The 1,577-nt window shown below is 71.3% G+C and carries 2 protein-coding genes; both read right to left on the bottom strand.

What is annotated here, in order from left to right; genetic code table 11:
* Positions 1-226 precede the first annotated feature (226 nt).
* Positions 227-1,450 (bottom strand): methionine adenosyltransferase, encoded by a 1,224-nt coding sequence (gene metK / locus AB0411_RS37885; protein WP_366421747.1) that lies wholly within the window; start codon positions 1,448-1,450, stop codon positions 227-229.
* 32 nt (positions 1,451-1,482) lie between these two features.
* The coding region (locus tag AB0411_RS37880; RefSeq protein WP_355793786.1) for an adenosylhomocysteinase at positions 1,483-1,577 on the bottom strand (95 nt) is incomplete at its 5' end.

Here is a 1,577-nt window from a genome sequence, read left to right as displayed (position 1 = left end):
TGCAGCCCTCCAACTGCTGGAAGTCCTCCATGGACGGATCCTGCGCCTGCAGCATGGTGCCCATCGCACCGTCGGCGACCACCACCCGCGAGGCCCATGCCTCACGCAGCGAGGTGGTGCGGGCGCTCATGAGAGTGCTCCCGGCCGGGGGGCCGGCGTCCGGGCGGCGGCGGGCCCGCAGGCGGTGGGGAGAGCGGCGGGGGAGTCGCTGACGGCGAGGCGCATCTCAGACTCCCGCGGCCTTGCGCAGGGCGTCCACCCGGTCGGTGCGCTCCCAGGTGAACTCCGGCAGCTCCCGGCCGAAGTGGCCGTACGCGGCGGTCTTGGCGTAGATGGGACGGAGCAGGTCGAGGTCGCGGATGAGGGAGGCGGGGCGCAGGTCGAAGACCTCGGTCACGGCCTTCTCGATCCGCTCGGTGGCCACCACGGCGGTGCCGAAGGTCTCGATGAACAGGCCGACGGGCTGCGCCTTTCCGATGGCGTAGGCCACCTGGACCTCGCAGCGGCGGGCCAGCCCGGCCGCGACCACGTTCTTCGCCACCCAGCGCATCGCATAGGCGGCGGAGCGGTCGACCTTGGAGGGGTCCTTGCCGGAGAAGGCGCCGCCCCCGTGCCGGGCCATGCCGCCGTACGTATCGATGATGATCTTCCGGCCGGTGAGACCGGCGTCGCCCATCGGGCCGCCGACCTCGAAGCGGCCGGTCGGGTTGACCAGCAGCCGGTAGCCGTCGGTGTCGAGCTTGATGCCGTCGTCGGCCAGTTGCCCGAGGACGTGCTCGACGACGAACTCGCGGATGTCGGGAGCCAGCAGCGTGTCCAGGTCGATGTCGGAGGCGTGCTGGGACGAGACGACGACGGTGTCCAGACGGGTCGGCTGGCTGCCGAGGTACTCGATGGTGACCTGCGTCTTGCCGTCCGGGCGCAGATAGGGAACGGTGCCGTCCTTGCGGACCTCCGTCAGCCGCTGGGAGAGCCGGTGGGCCAGCTGGATCGGCAGCGGCATCAACTCGGGGGTGTCGTCGCAGGCGTAGCCGAACATCAGGCCCTGGTCGCCGGCACCCTGGGCGTCGAGCTCATCGGCCTCCGTGCCGGAGCCGGCGTGTGCCGCGCGCTTCTCGTAGGCGGTGTCCACCCCCTGCGCGATGTCGGGCGACTGGGCGCCGAGGGAGACGGAGATGCCGCAGGAGGCGCCGTCGAAGCCCTTGGCGGACGCGTCGTAGCCGATGTCGAGGATCTTCTCGCGGACGAGGGCGGCGATCGGTGCGGCGGCGGTGGTGGTGACCTCACCGGCGAGATGCACCTGCCCGGTGGTGATCAGGGTCTCGACGGCGACGCGGGACGCGGGGTCGGCGGCCAGCAGGGCGTCGAGCACGGTGTCACTGATCTGGTCGGCGATCTTGTCGGGGTGGCCCTCGGTCACGGACTCCGAGGTGAACAGGCGACGGGACATGCGCACTCCAGGTGTCGGCGGTTCCGGGGCGGTCAGTAGCGGTAGTGGTCGGGCTTGTACGGGCCCTCGACCTGGACGCCGATGTAGGCGGCCTGCTCCGGGCGCAGCTCGGTGAGCTTGACGCCCA

Source organism: Streptomyces angustmyceticus (assembly GCF_040701845.1).
In the GTDB taxonomy this organism is placed as follows: domain Bacteria; phylum Actinomycetota; class Actinomycetes; order Streptomycetales; family Streptomycetaceae; genus Streptomyces; species Streptomyces angustmyceticus_A.
Note: the sequence above shows the minus strand (reverse complement) of the source record. Positions and strands in the feature narration are given on the sequence as shown.